We start from the raw sequence: 17,079 nt of genomic DNA, 5'->3' as shown, positions 1-17,079 counted from the left end.
ATCCAGAATGGAACTATATTTCCTGGGAACTAATGCTGGTGTACCTACGCTACAACGGAATGTAACTTCCATTGGGCTACGCATGTTGGATGAGCGCAGAGCTTTGTGGTTGTTTGACTGCGGGGAAGGAACGCAGCACCAGATTTTAAGTTCTCCGCTTAAACTAAGCAAATTGGAGAAAATATTCATTACTCACCTGCATGGGGATCATGTATTTGGACTTCCGGGACTGCTTTCGAGCAGAGCCTATCAAGGTGGCACCACACCATTAACGGTATATGGTCCGCCAGGTACGGAACGAATGATCAGTACAACCATGGAGATTAGCCAATCCCGGGTTAACTATGATTTGAATATCGTGGAACATACGGGCGGCGTCCTGTTTGAGGATGACAGTTTTATCGTGGAAGCTGCTTTGCTTGAGCATCGGATTGACAGTTATGGTTATCGGGTCACGGAAAAAGATCGTCCAGGCAGCCTGGACCCAGCCAAACTGGCGGAATACGGTTTGAAACCCGGCCCATTGTTCGGCAGGCTGAAACGTGGAGAAACCATTACGCTGGATAACGGTCATTCGCTTCGTCCAGAAGATGTATTGGGAGCGCCAAAACGAGGCATGGTGATCACCATATTGGGTGATACCCGTCCATGTGACAACGTACAGCCACTTTCCATCAATGCAGATGTACTTGTGCATGAAGCTACATTCATGCATGATCTGGCCGATACAGCGCATGAGTACTATCATAGTACTTCTAAACAAGCGGCAGAAGCGGCTAGAGCAGCCAATGTAGGGCAACTGATCATGACTCACTTCAGTTCACGTTATAAGGATGAGGATCAACTTCAGCCACTTTTGGAAGAGGCGCAGTCCGTATTCCAGAATACCAGACTTGCAAATGAACACCAGCTTATTCCTGTCGTGCATCGCAAGCAAGAATCTCAACCCTGATTACGAACCAGTGCACGGTTAAACACGTCATATAAAGATCCGGGTAATTGCACGGGACTGAGGGAGAGGAACTCCCGCGGTCCCTTTTGCAATCTGGTCAGAAAGCGTGTAGGATGGGCAATATGAAGAGGGAAATGATTCAAATTATTTTCCGGGAAAGCGCAGGAAATGACAAGCTTGTACAGAAGACGCGCGAGTTAAACCGTCGGTGTTCGATTCGGTTCGACTTGTTACATGCCCATGTCAGCAAGCCATTATTTTTTGCCTGAATACATAGGTTCGCCGTCAAGTTGGAGGTAAATGATTAAGGTCATGAAACGTTAATGGAATAAAGAAAGGAAGTGCTGTGTGTGATTAAGGCCTATCTGATTGACTTGGATGGTACGCTCTATCATGGCAGACATCGTATCGAAGGAGCTGATCAGCTTATTCGAACACTGCAGGAGCTAGGAAAGCCGTATTTATTCGTAACCAATAATTCTTCTCGCACACCACAAGGTGTGGCAGATCACCTGAACGGGATGGGCATACCTGCCGACGCGTCTCAAGTATGTACTTCTGCTGTGGCAGCTGCTGAATACGTTGCTGAAGAGTCCCCGGGTGCAACAGTGGCATGTATCGGAGAAGCAGGGCTGCTGGAAGCCATAGAGAAAGCAGGACTACAGCTGACGGAAGATGCACCAGATTACGTCATACAGGGGATTGATCGTGAATTTTCCTATCATAAACTGACCAAGGCACTCCGGTGGATTAATGCGGGATCAAAATTCATCATGACCAACCCGGATCTGCAGCTTCCTTCCGATGATGGACTGACACCTGGGGCGGGGACTATTGGAGCAGCAATTGAAGCCGCGACCGGAGTTCATCCTACAGTTATAGGCAAGCCATCGAGTGTTATAATGAAGTCAGCCATCAGCCGACTGAACCTGGCCGCTAATGAAGTGGCAGTGATCGGAGACAATATGCGAACCGATATTGCAGCTGGAGTTGCAGCAGGATGTGAGACATTGCTGGTACTTACCGGTGTGACAACACGGGATAATATGGATGGACACATTCAAGCAGCCAAGGCTCGACCTGATCATGTGTTTGAAGATTTGCATAAATTGATGGAGTGGCTGTCGCAAGAGGCAGACCAAACTTCCAAAAAGGGGTAATGTACGATGCCGGAACTGCCGGAAATGGAAAATTACCGGACCTTGCTGTCCGAGAAAATACTTGATCTACCGATTACAAGTGTTGTGATTAATCGTGATAAAACGATAAATACGGAGCCTGATCTGTTTATCAATGAACTTACAGGTAATCGCATCATATTTGTTGAACGCCGAGCGAAGCATCTGATTTTCCACTTGGCTAATGGCAAACGTCTGGTGCTGCACCTCATGTTGGGCGGTATGATTTTCTGGGGCACGGAAGAGGAGCGCCCTGATCGTTCCACACAGGTGGAAATCCGGTTTGGGGATCACATTTTATTCTTTATCGGACTGCGCTTGGGTTATTTACATCTGCTTACTTCGAAAGAAACTGAAGAGGCGATGTCTGATCTTGGACCTGAACCTTTGGATCGACGGATGAATGTGGAACGTTTTGCTTCTCTGTTGAAAGGTCGTCGGGGTACGCTCAAGACAACGTTAGTGAACCAGCATATTATTGCGGGGATCGGCAATTGTTATTCGGATGAGATTGCTTTTGCAGCAGGTCTGAGACCAAGCTCCAAAACGCAGAACATCGCGACTTCACCAGAGCTGACGGAGCGCTTGTTCCATTCGATGCAGTCCGTGTTGCGCGAAGCAGCTTCTGAAGGTGGTTATATGGAAATGCCACTGATGCAAGGGGATACGAAGACAGGAAGCTTTGACGAGCAATGTCGCGTATACGATCGGGAAGGCGAAACTTGTCCGCGCTGCGGGGGAACGATTGAACGAGTGGAAATTACGGGCAAGAAGGCATTCTTCTGTCCGAAATGTCAACATGAAGTCTAACATCGGAATCGGGGCACATGTCAGCACGAGAGGTGGATTTCTTCAGGCAGCCAAGAGAGCACATGCGATGGGGGCAACGGCGTTTCAGTATTTTCCAAAGAACCCGCGCAGTCTTGGTCTGAAAAGTCTGGATCTCAAGGATGCTGAGCAGTGCAGGGATTGGTGTGAAGAGCATGGACTGGCTTCGATTGCTCATTCACCCTATCCTACGAATCCGGCATTGGGCATGACCCGTGGAGAGGCGGGGTTTCATGCTACAATAGCTTCCATTCGCAATGATCTTGAAATTTCGAATGCTTGCGGTTCTGTTGGAACGGTGGTCCATTTTGGACATATCAAAACAAACGATCCGCTGGAGGGGTATCAGAACCTCATTCATTGTCTGGATACTGCCTTGGAGAATTGGAATGGTCATTCCAAGGTGCTGCTTGAGAATCAGGCAGGTGATCATGGCCCCATGGGCACGACAATGGAAGAAATGATACAGATTCGCAAATTGAGCCGATATCCGGAGCATATTGCTTTTTGTTTTGACACATGCCATGCTTTTGCTTCAGGTTTGTGGGCGTCAGGCAATGAAGCGACGATGCTCGATAAGGGCAGGATGCTCGGATACTGGGATAATGTTGCTGCTGTACATTTTAATAATTCCAAATATGCGTCTGGTTCGTGTAAGGATAGACATGCGAGGATTGGACAGGGATATATTGGAAATGAATCAATGAAAGCATTGTTAACTGCGCCTGAGTTCCAAAAAGCGGTTGTTGTGCTCGAGACAGAAACGGGCGAAGATGGAACGCACCGTGATGATATAGCGCTCATGCGTTCCTGGTTATAATGGGGAGAGGAGCGATTTTATGCATGTTTTTTTGGATGACTATCGGGCATGTCCGAAAGGATTTGTTCTGGCAACGAATGCAGAAGAGTGCCTGATGCTGCTAAGAGAAGGTGACGTGGACATTTTGTCTCTGGATTATGAGCTTGGTCCGGATTCGCCGAGTGGCGGTGAGGTCGCGGCATCCATTGTACGAGAAGGTTTATTTCCGCGCGAAATCTATTTGCATACATCCAGTATGTTTGGGAAACGCCAGATGTTCGAGATGTTATATAGCAATAAACCCGATACGGTTACCATTCATAATGGACCAATGACGGGTGAGGTCATGCTGCGTGTTGCCGCGGGAGAAGAAAGTTAATGAAGCCAATTACATCCAAAATGTTAATGCGCGGCGTATGGGAAGGCATGCCACAGGCTGTGTTCATTTATACCCCTTTATGTGGGACATGTGCGGCAGCACGGCGTATGTTGGAGGTCGTTGAGCACATGCTGCCAGAAGGTATATTATCCGAAATGAACATTCATGACATTCCTGAACTTGTACAACAATTTCAAATTTCAAGCGTTCCAGCAGTGATGCTTTTTGATGGCCAGCAAGATGTTCCAAAAATGGTTTATCGGATGAGCTCTGTGGAGCATCTGCTCTCGGAGATCCGGAAAGCGGTGCTGAAATGAGCATAATTTCAATGGAACATGTCTCACTTCGACGAGAAGAGAATCAGATTTTGGACAACGTGCATTTGCGCATCGAACAAGGTGAACATTGGGCTATTCTGGGTCGGAATGGTTCTGGCAAAACGACGTTACTTGAAATGATGAACGGATATATGTTTCCAAGTCAAGGACGTATTGAAGTGCTCGGTAATCTGTATGGACAATGTGATGTCAGGGAAGTACGTAAGGAAATTGGTTATATCAGTCAAACGTTGATTGAGAAACTAACACCAAGAGATCCGGTGTGGGAGGTTGTCGCTACAGGAGCTTATGCTTTTTTGCGTTTTTATCAGACGATTCCTGATGAAGTAAAGGCAAAGGCAATGAGCTTGTTAGATGAGATGGGCTTTGCCAACCTGGCTAACAACCCGCTTGGAACGTTATCCCAAGGGGAGCGTAAAAAAGTCATGCTTGCTCGGTCATTAATGGCTGAACCGAAATTGCTGATTATGGACGAGCCTTGTGCCGGGCTGGACTTATATGAACGTGAGAAAATGTTGGCTGAGATTGATCGTCTGCGCCAGCGTAACATTACAGTTGTGTATGTAACGCATCATGTTGAAGAGATCGTACCTTTATTTACGCATGTGGCTTTGATTCGCGATGGACGTATTGCGGCGGCTGGCCCCAAGCATGAAGTTTTGACACAAGATACAATTAAGCATACGTACGATGTTCCAGTCGATATCCAGTGGGATAACGGTCGTCCCTGGATACACGTACGTTCTGGAGGGTAACACAATTTGAGTACACAATCGCCTTGGGAAGAAGGCAACTTCTCCCGTTTTATCTGCACAGCCAATCATGGCTTTGCACCTTATGCACAGGAAGAATTGCGCCGTACATTTGGTGCGGTCAAGAGCACGGTACTCGTACCAGGAGAAATTTTGCTCGCCGGTCTGCCGGTAGCGGAGGAAGAAGTGGCAGGTAAATTGTTGGAAGATTATCCAACGTTTTTACGTCATATCCAGCCTGTTCAGTTTCAGGAAAATACAGAAGATTCGGAGCAGTCTATTGAGAAATTGATTGCATTTGTATTGAATCATAAGGAACTGACTGGTGCTTCTGTTGTATTACAGGTACGGAAGACAGAAGGGTCATTTTGGCAAGAAAATGCAGTCTCATTGAAGCAATTGCTGACAGAAAAGCTGGATGAGCTGGGCTGTGAATGGGTTGTACGTGATGCTGAATATGTCATTTCTGTATTTGCTGCGAATGATATGTTGTATGCTGGTATATCCAGACCTGAACAGAACCTGTCAGACTGGAGCGGCGGAGCCGTACGTTTTCAAAAAGAAGATGGACAGATCTCGCGTGCCAAGTTCAAATTGCTTGAAGCAGAGCAAACGTTTGGCATTGATTTTACTTCCTTTCATAAAGCACTTGATATCGGTGCAGCACCAGGGGGATGGACCTCGTTCCTGCTTGAACGCGGGCTTGAAGTAACGGCTGTAGATCCGGCGAAGATGGATGCGACGCTGCTGGCATCGCCAAAACTGACATTTTTGAAAAAAAATGCAGGGGATGTTCGTTTCCGCGAAGGAGAATTCGATCTGCTCGTATGTGATATGAGTTGGAGTCCCAAGCTGATGAGCAGACTTGTATCGGATCTTCTGTATAGCCTTCAGCCCGGGGGGACAGCCATCGTTACCGTGAAACTGTTGCATAAAAAGCCGCTCGCGCTCATTAAGGATGTTATCGATACGTTTGAGCGTTCGCGGATGCAGATTCAACGTTCCAAGCAGTTGTTCCATAACCGGGAAGAGATTACACTCTATATGGTCAAATATTAAGAGAGCTAGCCTTGATTAAAGCAGCTAAAGGTATTATGAAATTGATTCGATTAGCTAATTAAATTTTTGTGCTTTACAATCTATTCCTGCCTGTACTATAATGATACCAATATTAACCATAACAAATCTGAGGGAAAGCATCCCGAAGCGAACGAAACCGGATATCCGGTCTGTTCTTCTTCGGTGAAGCTTTCCCTTTTTTGTTGTGTATTGAAGGAGGAATTGATATGAGATATCCGGCCAGGCTGGAACTTGGAAGCCTGCTGGGAGGTAGATATCGTATCGTATCCATTCTGGGAACAGGCGGAATGAGCCATGTATACGAGGCGGAGGATTTGAAGCTGCCGGGCAAGATATGGGCAATTAAAGAAAGTGTGACCGCTATGCCATATGAAGGCAGCATGGAGACAGAGGCTGCTCTCCTGACATCACTTCGCCATCCAAGATTACCGCAAATCATTGATTTTTTTGTCCCGGATGAAGATGGGTACACGTACTTGGTGATGGAATACATTGAAGGGTTAACGCTCAGTGAGTATTTCAAGCAGTGCCGCGGGAAGATCCCAATGGAGCAGTTAACGGAGCTGGTGCTTCAATTGCTGGATGTGTTGAGTTATCTGCATAATCTGAATCCACCTGTCATCTATAGGGATCTGAAACCATCCAATATCATGATCACCCCGGAACATGAAGTAAGATTAATCGATTTTGGCATCGCCAGAAGTTACAAACCGCATAGTGCCGAAGATACCGTCAAGTTGGGAACAGCTGGTTTCGCCGCTCCAGAACAATATGGCTCAGGTCAGACCGATGCCCGTTCAGATTTATACGGACTCGGAGCTTTGCTGCTGTATCTTATGACTAGCGGGGCGTATACGGAATGGATTCAGGGTGTGGAAAGCTCAATCCGGAGTGATGTTCCACGGACGTATATCCCTGTTGCAAGAAGACTGTTAAGGTATAATGCCGAGGAACGATTTCAATCTGCCGATGAGGTGCGGAAGGAACTGCTCCGAATACCCGGTGGAATATCGCATGGTGGAGATGCAACCATGACCTTGAATGGTGGAACAAGAGTTATTGCCTTGACTGGTGCTTCATCTGGTGTGGGGGTTACCCACACCGCTATAGCTATCAGTCATTATCTCGAAAGGCAAAACTTTAAAGTAGCTGTGATTGAAATGTCACCTCGCTCTCAATCCTTTGCAAGAATTCAACAAATCGCTCAAGCGGGTAAACCTGTGCCAACAGGCAGACAGTTTGCAGTGGATGGTGTGCATTATTGGAAACAATCCGGGCGAGCGGATATTTTGTCTTTGCTTGGGGGGAGTTATCAATTCATCGTGATGGATCTCGGTAGTGGTCAGGACCAGAACCGGCTGGAAGAATTCCTGCGTGCAGATCTGCCGATTGTTATAGGCTCAGGTGCTGAATGGAGGCAGGCGGAGATAGGCGCTTTCGTTCGATCACATCATCGGTATCCACAAGAGAAATGGATATATTGTCTGCCCCTCGCAGCCACTGAAGCTGTTCAGCGCATTCGTAAATCGCTGGATACATCAAGTGTGTATGGTCTGCCGCTACATATTGATCCTTTTGACAAGGATGCACAGATGGATAAGGTGTTTTCTCATATTTTAACGCATATGATGGCACAGCAACCCAAGAAACGTTCGTTCTTTTCACGAAGGAAAGTACATGATTAGACGAGATTACGAAAGGAGAGCCTCTTTTGTCTAAATTAAGAAAACAAAGCCGTCAACTGATCTATGCCGGGCTTATCGGAGCAGGAGCTGTAGGGTTGGTGTTCGGAGGATATGTTATTTATAATGTCAAAACGATGGGTGATGTCAGGTCAGCCTTAGAAGTCCGCTATTTATCGGCATATGAGGAAAAGGAAGCTGAATTAAAGCAACAATGGGATTCTGGAGCACAAGGATGGGTAACCATTCGGGATATTGAAGCAGGTGAACCGATATTACCGGAGGATCTGAAGCTCATTGCTGTTCCCGATGCACAAGCACCACGAAATCTTTGGTCCAGTACCAAGCAGATGGAGGGCCAAGTGGCCAAAATAGAGTTGAAAAAAGGAACAGCTATTACCACCGAGATGGTGTATGAGGATGCACCGGCTCCGCCTGATTTAAGAAATCGAGAGCTGCAAGTTGTATTACTGCCGTCCTCTCTCGTTATGGGAGATATTATTGATGTTCGTATCCAATTCCCTACCGGACAAGACTATGTTCTCTTATCGAAGAAAAAAGTGGAACGACTCAATGCAGCTACCTTATGGATTACGATGACGGAGGAAGAAATTTTGTCACTCTCAAGTGCAATTGTAGATGCCTATTTACATAAAGCTTCAATCTATGCTTTAACCTATGTAGAACCACAGTTTCAGACACCTGCAATCGCAACGTATCCTGCCAATTCAGAAGTGTTAAAACTGCTGGAGAGTGATCCAAATATTGTTCGACGAGCAGAACAGGAGTTATCCAGACAGGTGCGAAGTTCGCTTGAAAGTTCACTGGCTGCTTCCATGACAGCACCGTCAAAAGGAGTGGAACAGGATGTAGCACAATCCTCAGTTACCTATAACAGTCGTCCATCAGCGAATAATCCGGCAACATCAGATGGAGTGATGTGGAATGATGGATCAGGAAACGGAGCAGGAGCTAATGCTGGAAGCGCAGATCATTCTGCGCAAGCTTCACAATCAGATGAACAGCAGAGTCTGTTAACGGGCGGAGAATAGAGAGTAATACGAGTGTGTACTTGAAATAAGTTCAGATAACAAGGGGTTTTAGATGAAGAAAGGAGTTGTGACATCTATGTATAGATGGATCTTTGCGGGTTTATGTGAGAAGAATGATCTGATGTTATATCTTTGCAAGATATTGGCTTCAACAGGGAACAAGGTGTTGCTTGTAGATGGAACCTTACAGCAGAAGTATGGGTACGGTGTAGGTGACAGTCAGCAGTCTTTGCGAATTACGGAATTTGAAGGATTTGATATGGCTTGTCATTTTGTCACTTCAGCAGCTGTAGAGAATCACCTTGAAGTCAATGGAGAGCGATTGGACAGTTATGACTATGTGTTATATGACATGGAGACCTCGCATTTTGCTTCACGTAATCTCTGGTTAACCGCTGATGTAAGAGTCTGGGTGAGTGATTATGAGCGTTACAATCTGGAGCGTGGCAAGGGCTGGTTGAAGCGGTTGCTTGAAGAACAGTCATTGCCTGGAGAACTGTCATTTCAGCGGCTCTTCATTAACGGGGTTGACTGCAAGCTTGAAGCTCGTTATCTGTGGGCATATCTGGAGGGCAGTCCGTTTGAATGGACAGGAGAATCCCTGGTGCTTCCATGGGATGAATTAACAGCAGCGGTTAAACTTGAGAATGAGCATCATCGCCGAGTTCATCTGGGACCTTTGTCGCGCAATTACAAAAAATCGTTGTGTCGCGTGGTAGAGCAGTTAACAGGATGGGAAAGTGTTCGCAGTCGTCGTGCGATGAAAGAAGCAGAAAGGATGAGAGCATGAGCACCATTACCTTTTGGAGCCCTTTTGCAGGAACGGGTTGCACTTCAAGCACATTAATTAGTGCTTATGCGATGGCACTTCACTACAGAACAAGGGTGTTACTTGTTAATGCAGGCCTTGCCGGAACTGGCACAGAAGCTGCTCTACCATCCAAAGATTCAGATTCAGCGGATTTTATGTTCTCCTTTGAAGAGGGTGGCTGGGATGCGATTGAACGGCTGCATTCAAGCGGAAGTCTGAATAAGCACAATCTCAGGGATTATACGAAGCCACTTCTGAAGGAAAGACTTGATTTTCTAACCGGAAGAATCGATGAGATGGAACGTTCCCGGCAGGAACATGATGAGACTTTGAAAAAACTGCTAAATGTAGCCAATGAGTATTATGATCTGGTTCTTCTTGATGCGGATGATGCCAATGGGGATTCACAGCTCAAGCTGCAACACGCGGATTATGTTGTCATTAATCTCGATCAAAATATGCGAAATCTGGAGTTGTTCTTTGAAGAGATCCTGCCAGAACGAATGAACAAACAGAATATACATGTTGTAATCAACAAATACGATTCCCATTCCCGGGCAACGCTTTCCAATATTCGGCGCCAGTTCAGATACAAAGGCACGATCTCTGCGATCCCATACACAACCGGATACCTGGATGCAATGAATCGGCGAGATGTCGCCAGGTACTTGCAGTTGGAAAGTTTGACTGAGGAAAAGGATATTCGTAAAGGGCGCTTTGCTGCAAGCATGAGCGAACTCGCTCGCCTGATTATGGACGGTGCGGGTATGCGCACAGTTCTGAAGAGGCTGGAAAGGGGAGCCTGAACCTCCGATGCTCTGGAATACCATATGGATAAGTTTAATTCTGATTCTGTGCTTGACGTATGTCTGGTTCAAGTATAGAACGTTTCTTCGTGAAAAGAATGCTCGTATTCCTGAACAGGAATCATTCACGATTGACACGCTGATTGAGAAGGTGAAGAACTCACTTCATGAGCTCAGCCATAGTCAACTCGCGGATGCAGGTCTGCACGAAGAAGAATACCGTCGAAGAATCAATCAACGTGCCGAGATGAGAAAAGCGCTGAAGGGCTGTGTCTCAGGCAGTATCAGCGACAAAACGTATGTCAAAAACCTGATAGGGGATCTGCTGACCCGAAGCATAGGTCTGAACAAATCCAATGTAGATGAAGTTATTTTGTTTGCGGAACCAGATTTGTTAACGATCCAGGACCGATTCGAAATTGTGTTTTATCTGTACCGACAGCAATTCGGTGTGGATGCACTTTCCCGATTGATTGATACCTACGATCTGGGAAGGCTGAGAATGGAGGAAGGTACGGAAGACGGAGGGAGTTATTATATATCCGAGGAAGACATTCACTATGTTTTCGAGTGCGAATATCGGGAGCTTGGATTCAGAGAAAAGATTGATATCATCGTACAGCGTATCTACCAGCATTACAAAGGGTTCTCGGTTGTTGATGAGATAAGGGACCAACGTATTGATGGCGTTAGTGGTGGTGTCAGCGGTATGCTTGATGCTGTTCATAATATGGGACTTCAAAAACCGGCATCATGGAATGATTTGCTGGATCAAGGACTGGAGGAAGATACACATGAAGAACCGCTTAGCGGTATGGAAAGTGTCTGGATTTTTTATAAAGGTAAGTCCATTCATCTAGCCTTTCTGTCATTTGGCAGCATCCAAGAACTGAAAAGGGTATGCCAAAATATATACAAATACAATTATCCGGGACAGTTGTCGGAAGCAAGTGGATATAAGGTGAACGAGATGAAAGACGGCTCCCGAGTCGTGGTTGTCCGTCCTCCTTTTGCAGAATCATGGGCATTCTTCGTCCGGAAGTTCGATATTCCGAATGCTTCACTTGAACAATTAATTACGGGTAACAACGCAGATCTGCCAATTACATTACTTCAATACCTGATGAAAGGAAGCCGCATTACAGCTGTAACCGGGGCACAGGGTTCTGGTAAAACAACGTTGCTTATGGCTATGGTCAAACATATCTATGCATCGTACACCCTTCGGGTGCAGGAGATGGCGTTTGAACTTCAATTAAGACGAATCTATAGCCGACGTAATATCTTGAGTTTCCGAGAGACTGAACACATTTCAGGTCAACAAGGACTTGATTTGCAGAAAAAAACGGATGGTACCGTCAATATTCTTGGTGAGGTTGCGAGTGATGAAGTGGCCGCATGGATGATTCAAATGTCTCAGGTCGCCAGTTTGTTTACCCTGTTTACCCACCATGCCAAAACGTTCCGTGATCTGGTTTTCTCTCTCCGTAATTCCTTGCTCAAGACAGGTATGTTCCAGCATGAGCATATTGCTGAGGAGCAGGTTGTGAGTGTCATCAATTTCGATGTTCATATGAAGAAAGATGCTGAGGGACGAAGATATATCGAACGTATTACGGAATGTCTTCCTCGTGCGAATCAAGGTGATAACGTGGAAGAGAGGGCAGGTTTTACATTTCGTAATATTGTGGAGTACAGAGATGGAGAGTATGTTGCAACAGCTCCAATCTCATCGGGATGCATGTTGGATATGCAAGAACAGATGACATTACAGGATGCCGAGAAATTTGAACAGTTTATGAAGCAACACTGGGGTGATCTGCATGACAATTAAATGGATTCTGCTTCTCGTATTAAGTATTTGTGCAGGAGGGTTGCTGATCACCCTTCTGGTTTTAAATGTATTGCGTCGCAGAGGAGGTGTTTCAACAAGTCCATCCAGCGTTATTCTTTCTCCTAGCGGGAAGGGATTCAACGGACTGGGAACAATCTTGTTGCAATCCTACCGTCTTGGAATGAAAATTCCACTGCTATCGGCGTATATTCTACAGGTGCAGAAGCGTATTTCATTTCGACATGTGAGGGATGAGCCTTCACTTCGCAGGCTGACGATGACAGTGGTTCTGATTATTCTGGGAGGCTATGGAGGCATAAGTGTCATTCTGTTTCTTCTGCAGCCAGGCATAGCCTTTGTAATGTTGTCCGTGCTCTGTGCCGTGGTCCTAAACAGCCTGGTGCTTGATATGTGCCTCAGTCGAATGGAAAAAAGGTTGCTGGTGCAGATGCTGGATCTCTTTGCCGATGTAAGGCATCGATATCATCAGCATGGCATGGTTGAGGAAGCGCTCTATGAAGCCGCTGAATCAGGTACAGGAGAAGCAGCAGAACAGGTCAGGCTAATCTATGAAGCTCTAACTTCTCCGGATCCGAATGAAGCACTTGAGCGTTATTATGAAGTGGCTCCCAATCGTTTTCTAAAAGGATTCGCAGGCGTTTCCTACATGGTCATGGAGTTCGGGGATAAGGACAGAGCTCAAGGTTCTATTTATCTTAATGGACTGGGTAACCTGACTCAGGAGATTCATTTGGAGATATTACGGCGTGATAAATTGGATTATTTACTCAAAGGACTTAATATCATTGCGCTCGCCCCTGTATTGTTCACCGCTCCAATCGAACGCTGGGCTAGAGTCAGTTTTCCAACGATGGATGAATTTTACCGTAGCAGAATCGGTTTTGTTACCAAAATATCGATCTATGTAATCATCATCCTTGCCTATTTGTTGCTGCAAAGGCTCCAGCAATACGATGAGACCCGTTACCGGTCAGGATATAAGCGTTCATGGTTGGATCAGTTTCTGTACAAACAAACGTTTATAAGGAAAATGGCGATGTTGTTTGCAGCGAAACCTGGCAGTACACAGTACAGTCAAACGATACGGCTGATGAGGGAGAGCAGCTCAGAGTTGAAATATGAATGGCTTGCGATTCGTCGAGTGATGTTATTCGCAAGTTGTTTGGTCCTTACAATAGGTTGCATCTTGCTGTTGCATCAGGTTGAACGTAATCACATCTTGCATGATCCGATCCGGGATGACCGAATGTTTGGCGCAATGGCTGAAGCGGACCTCAGGAAGGCCGAGGAAAAAACAGCATTGGATCAATCCGTGCTGGAAAGTGTAGAAATGAACCGAGCAGCTACATACGAAGACATCTCCGGTGCGTTACAGCAGCTATCTCCCGTACAGCTGGATCATGATACCCAGGCTGAGACGATCGCACGCATTATGCAAAAACTTGAGGTGTATAACAAGCAATATGTACACTGGTGGGAAATGATTGTAGCGATTGTCATGGGTGTAGCGGGGTATTACATGCCCATATGGCTCATGTTATTTCAGCGGAAAATGCGAAAGTTGGATATGCGGCATGAAATCTATCAATTTCAGACTGTGATATCCATTCTGCGTGAGATGGACCGGATGTCAGTCGAAGAGATATTGGAATGGCTTAATCGATTTGCCGTCATTTTCAAGCGTCCGCTGCAAAAATGTTTGTTGCATTTTGAACATGGGCCAGAGCATGCACTTGAACAGTTAAAGGAAGAGGCGGGCTTACCCGAGTTCCAGCGACTGGTTGATAAATTGCAGCTTGCTCTTGGCAAAATTTCAATACGTGAAGCCTTCGATGATCTCGAGAGCATGATGGCATTTTATTTTGAACAACGCAAGCAAGAGTACAGCAAAATGATAGATGTAAAAGCATCATGGGGAAGAACCATTGGATTTACACCCATGTATGCACTTATCTTTTTGTATCTGGTCATTCCATTGGTCGGTATGAGCTTCTTGCAGATGAACATTTATTATGAACAAATTCAGAAACTGTAGCACCATTCATTCGTGTGAAAGTCTGAAATATATTAATAACTTATAACTTGGGAGGATTTATCATGAACAATGCATCAAGCGCTTTAAAGGTGGCAGCAGGGATATTTTTGACAATCGCTCTGATCACAATTGTAGTTCTGTTATTTATTTCGGCTCAGGAGGCAACCAAGACGGCCCAGAACAATTTTGCTGATATCCAAACCGAGTTGTCCCAGGCCGCATTTACGGTGTATGACGGAACAACCATCAGTGGATCGCAGGTTACGAATGCACTGCGTAAATATGCTGACAAGGATCAGTTCGGTATTCAAGTTATTACAGGTAAAAATAAAGCAGGTCAATGGTACGGCAATCAATTAAACATTTCACAGGATCTCAATAATGCAGATTATGGCTCGGTTATTGCACCTGACGATAAAGTGGGGATTATTAACCAGACCATGAGCGAAAAAGACAATCAATATGTCAATCCAAGTGGTAAATTCAAAGCGATTATCGTAAAAGACCGTTCCAACGTGGTAAGAGGGCTGATCTTCCAGCAATCCTGACAGGAGTTGGTTCAACATGTCCCAGAATACTCAGCATCTTATGTTGTTTTGTACGGCGGTTGTCCTGTTTGTGACAGCCTGCCTGTACGGGCAACAGAATATTAAGATCCTATCAGCTGCTTTGACCGACAGATTACAGACAATAGCAGGGATGGAAGGTCGACTGACAACAACATTGCATACCACCAAGCCGTATCAATATAGTGGTGCGGAAGTGTTGCATACCGTGAGACAGATGACAGGTACAGGAATCCCTGTGGAGGTAGATGGGACTTCCTATGTGATCGATCCACTTATCAGCAAAACTGCGACGATTCCTGTTCAGCTTGATGCCATCTACATGCCTGAGTTTATACGAAATGAAACTGGAGAACTGCTCAAGATTGTTTTTTGGAAGGAGGCCAGTGTGAATTGATTAATGCCGCATCCAAGTTGCTCGCCGTATTGCTCGCAGTCCTTCTGCTATATGTGTATCCGGCTGCGGAAACAGCCGATCGGCAGGATGATATCGCACGTATGACGGCTGTTCAGAATGTAACACGTTTTGTTGATGCTGTTCGAACGAAAGGATATATTTCACCTCGAATGTTGGCTGAGTTTGAGGAGCAACTGGCCCAGACGGGCAATGTGTATGAGTTGTCGATGGAACATTTACATAAGAAATATGTACCGCATTATGCGGACCCGATGGACAATAACAGTTTTACCGGGACTTACGAGGTTGTACAGGATGGATATTACTCAGCTCAGATTCGAGAAAGATTATTCCCATCCTCAGATGTGATACCGGCTGATAATCCCGGCCGAAGATATACGTTGACGACAGGGGATTATTTTACCGTCACTCTCCAAAATACAAACCGTACACCTTCCATGCTCATTCGTGAATGGCTTAGTGGTACGACTCAGGCCTCAGCGGTATTTGTCACATACGGAGGTATGGTTCTCAATGAAGATTACTGAGCTATCCATTGTATTTGTACTGATCTTCTTTCCGCTCTTCTGGATCATCTCACTCCATACTCAAGATGCCGAGGAGGCTCACTATCTTGGACATCGATACAGATCTGCACTTCAAACCGCAGTTATGGATGCGGGCGCAGTGATGCATCAGAATGAGAAACAAAATGATGAAGCAGGTTATGATTCAACTAAGTTTGTTAAAGCGGACAAGGAGCTTGCCCTGTTGACATTTACTCAGACAATGGCTTTGAATATGGGCATTCAGGATGATCCCGCAGCTATTCGAAACATGTTTAATTACATTCCTGCCGTGGTTATTCTGGATTACGATGGCTATTATATGTTTTCCACAGAAACAGAGATGACGGGTCACCTTGAAGATTCTTTCAGGCAAGTATGGAGCCCCAAAAAACCTTATACATATTCAGATTCAAATGGTAACAGTATTAACTTTACACTGGACGACTACGTATATGGGTATGACGCAAGCGCAGGGAAATGGATTGAGGGGTTTCAAAAAGAACTGGCTTCAACCACACAGATTCCTTTACTTCAAAATGCCGACGTATTTGAGCAAGTTAGACGAAGTCGGATTTTGACTAGTGTGCAGGATGATCTGGCTGATGTGATTAACCGTCATAATGAGTTTGCCAGAAAGAATGGTATTTCCTATACATTTACGATGCCCCTGATTGCACAGGAAGATTGGTATAACTCCATTAACGATACTGGGATTATGGCCTTTATCCAAGGTATAGGTGTGGGTGACCAGAAGATCAACAATTATGCGATTGGTGGAGGCAGACTCGTGAAGAAAACGGCCATCGTAGGTGGGGTAGATCCTTTAACAGGTATCAAGTACTATTACCCCTCCACATGTGGTAATGGTTACCGTGCCGAAGAGGTATTCACAGACGCAAGACAAGCAGCTGCACAAGGCTATTTCGAATATAACTACTCTAATCGTTAGGGCAGCGTGTATACAAAATCATGGAAGAGGTTCCTGAACTGTTTACATTAC

18 protein-coding genes are annotated in these 17,079 nt (G+C 45.6%); all 18 read left to right on the top strand.

Annotation, left to right across the window (positions count from 1 at the left end; genetic code table 11):
* The first annotated feature begins 7 nt into the window (after positions 1-7).
* The 18 genes from rnz to ABTV53_RS16435 all read left to right on the top strand — a co-directional run bounded on the left by rnz (position 8) and on the right by ABTV53_RS16435 (position 17,028).
* Complete coding sequence (rnz, locus tag ABTV53_RS16520; protein WP_433744314.1) at positions 8-952, top strand: ribonuclease Z; 945 nt, start codon at positions 8-10, stop codon at positions 950-952.
* A gap of 350 nt (positions 953-1,302) precedes the next feature.
* The gene (locus tag ABTV53_RS16515; RefSeq protein WP_433744311.1) at positions 1,303-2,112 is read left to right on the top strand and encodes a TIGR01457 family HAD-type hydrolase; all 810 of its coding nucleotides are present in this window, start codon (positions 1,303-1,305) and stop codon (positions 2,110-2,112) included.
* 6 nt (positions 2,113-2,118) lie between these two features.
* Entirely contained in the window at positions 2,119-2,940 is an 822-nt protein-coding gene (locus tag ABTV53_RS16510; protein ID WP_433744308.1) for an Fpg/Nei family DNA glycosylase, read from the top strand.
* Positions 2,930-3,778, top strand: coding sequence for a deoxyribonuclease IV (locus ABTV53_RS16505; RefSeq protein WP_433744305.1), 849 nt, complete (start codon positions 2,930-2,932; stop codon positions 3,776-3,778). The genes ABTV53_RS16510 and ABTV53_RS16505 overlap by 11 nt, the downstream gene beginning before the upstream one ends.
* 19 nt (positions 3,779-3,797) lie before the next feature.
* The gene (locus ABTV53_RS16500) at positions 3,798-4,136 is read left to right on the top strand and encodes a cyclic-phosphate processing receiver domain-containing protein (protein WP_433744302.1); all 339 of its coding nucleotides are present in this window, start codon (positions 3,798-3,800) and stop codon (positions 4,134-4,136) included.
* Positions 4,136-4,453 carry a thioredoxin family protein gene (locus ABTV53_RS16495; RefSeq protein ID WP_062834898.1) on the top strand — a complete coding sequence of 106 codons (318 nt, stop codon included), beginning with the start codon at positions 4,136-4,138 and terminating at the stop codon, positions 4,451-4,453. Before ABTV53_RS16500 ends, ABTV53_RS16495 begins: the two co-directional genes overlap by 1 nt.
* A gap of 2 nt (positions 4,454-4,455) precedes the next feature.
* Positions 4,456-5,229, top strand: a complete 774-nt coding sequence (locus ABTV53_RS16490; RefSeq protein ID WP_433754247.1) for an ABC transporter ATP-binding protein — start codon at positions 4,456-4,458, stop codon at positions 5,227-5,229.
* A gap of 6 nt (positions 5,230-5,235) precedes the next feature.
* Positions 5,236-6,285 (top strand): SAM-dependent methyltransferase, encoded by a 1,050-nt coding sequence (locus ABTV53_RS16485; RefSeq protein ID WP_433744299.1) that lies wholly within the window; start codon positions 5,236-5,238, stop codon positions 6,283-6,285.
* Between the two features lie 227 nt (positions 6,286-6,512).
* Positions 6,513-7,991 carry a serine/threonine protein kinase gene (locus ABTV53_RS16480; protein WP_433744296.1) on the top strand — a complete coding sequence of 493 codons (1,479 nt, stop codon included), beginning with the start codon at positions 6,513-6,515 and terminating at the stop codon, positions 7,989-7,991.
* Positions 7,992-8,017: 26 nt separating this feature from the next.
* Positions 8,018-9,040, top strand: coding sequence for an SAF domain-containing protein (locus tag ABTV53_RS16475; protein WP_433744293.1), 1,023 nt, complete (start codon positions 8,018-8,020; stop codon positions 9,038-9,040).
* A 76-nt stretch (positions 9,041-9,116) separates the two neighbouring features.
* Positions 9,117-9,830, top strand: a complete 714-nt coding sequence (locus ABTV53_RS16470; RefSeq protein ID WP_433744290.1) for a hypothetical protein — start codon at positions 9,117-9,119, stop codon at positions 9,828-9,830.
* The gene (locus ABTV53_RS16465) at positions 9,827-10,657 is read left to right on the top strand and encodes a hypothetical protein (RefSeq protein WP_433744287.1); all 831 of its coding nucleotides are present in this window, start codon (positions 9,827-9,829) and stop codon (positions 10,655-10,657) included. The genes ABTV53_RS16470 and ABTV53_RS16465 overlap by 4 nt, the downstream gene beginning before the upstream one ends.
* 7 nt (positions 10,658-10,664) lie before the next feature.
* On the top strand, positions 10,665-12,491 hold the full coding sequence (locus tag ABTV53_RS16460; RefSeq protein ID WP_433744284.1) for an ATPase, T2SS/T4P/T4SS family: 1,827 nt from the start codon (positions 10,665-10,667) through the stop codon (positions 12,489-12,491).
* Positions 12,481-14,547, top strand: a complete 2,067-nt coding sequence (locus ABTV53_RS16455; RefSeq protein ID WP_433744281.1) for a hypothetical protein — start codon at positions 12,481-12,483, stop codon at positions 14,545-14,547. Before ABTV53_RS16460 ends, ABTV53_RS16455 begins: the two co-directional genes overlap by 11 nt.
* Positions 14,548-14,609: 62 nt before the next feature.
* On the top strand, positions 14,610-15,095 hold the full coding sequence (locus ABTV53_RS16450) for a hypothetical protein (RefSeq protein ID WP_062834890.1): 486 nt from the start codon (positions 14,610-14,612) through the stop codon (positions 15,093-15,095).
* 16 nt (positions 15,096-15,111) lie between these two features.
* Positions 15,112-15,510, top strand: coding sequence for a hypothetical protein (locus ABTV53_RS16445; protein WP_433744278.1), 399 nt, complete (start codon positions 15,112-15,114; stop codon positions 15,508-15,510).
* Entirely contained in the window at positions 15,507-16,058 is a 552-nt protein-coding gene (locus ABTV53_RS16440; RefSeq protein WP_433744276.1) for a hypothetical protein, read from the top strand. Before ABTV53_RS16445 ends, ABTV53_RS16440 begins: the two co-directional genes overlap by 4 nt.
* Positions 16,045-17,028 carry a hypothetical protein gene (locus ABTV53_RS16435; protein ID WP_433744274.1) on the top strand — a complete coding sequence of 328 codons (984 nt, stop codon included), beginning with the start codon at positions 16,045-16,047 and terminating at the stop codon, positions 17,026-17,028. Before ABTV53_RS16440 ends, ABTV53_RS16435 begins: the two co-directional genes overlap by 14 nt.
* The last annotated feature ends 51 nt before the right edge of the window (positions 17,029-17,079 follow it).

Origin of the sequence: Paenibacillus amylolyticus (assembly GCF_050990605.1) — a bacterium.
In the GTDB taxonomy this organism is placed as follows: Bacteria; Bacillota; Bacilli; order Paenibacillales; family Paenibacillaceae; genus Paenibacillus; species Paenibacillus amylolyticus_H.
The sequence above is the reverse complement of the archived record's forward strand: the minus strand, read 5'-3'. Positions and strand labels throughout refer to the sequence as shown.